1 protein-coding gene is annotated in these 396 nt (G+C 79.8%); it reads left to right on the top strand.

Features of this window, described 5'->3' with window-relative positions:
- A partial coding sequence (locus BG452_RS37750; RefSeq protein ID WP_262986106.1) for an asparagine synthase-related protein occupies positions 1-396 on the top strand: 396 nt, incomplete at both ends.

Below are 396 nucleotides of genomic sequence, written 5' to 3'. Positions count from 1 at the left end.
CCGGCACGTCCCGGACGGCGCCGGCACCGCGGGCGACCGCTCGGCCGTCGACCTCGTCTGGTGCGTCCCCGGCCCGGCCGCCCGCTGGCTCTCCGACGAGGCGCTCTCCTCGGTCGCCCTACGGCTGCGGCTGGCGGCGCGCAGACCGGCGCCCGAGGAACACCCCGGCGCGCACCGCGCCCGCCACGCCCTCTACCGCCAGGCGCGCTCCTACCGCACGCTCCTGCACGCCGCCGAACGGCCCGGCCAACGGCTGCACGCGCCCTTCCTCGACAACCAGGTGGTCCGCGCCGCCCGGCTGCTCCCCGACGACGTCCGCCTCCAACCGGGCGCCCGGCACGCCCTCCTGCACGCCGTCCTCACCGGCGCCGGCCGCACCGACCTGCCCCCCGACTG

It is taken from the genome of Streptomyces sp. CBMA123 (assembly GCF_014596465.1).
In the GTDB taxonomy this organism is placed as follows: Bacteria; Actinomycetota; Actinomycetes; order Streptomycetales; family Streptomycetaceae; genus Kitasatospora.
Note: the sequence above shows the minus strand (reverse complement) of the source record. Positions and strands in the feature narration are given on the sequence as shown.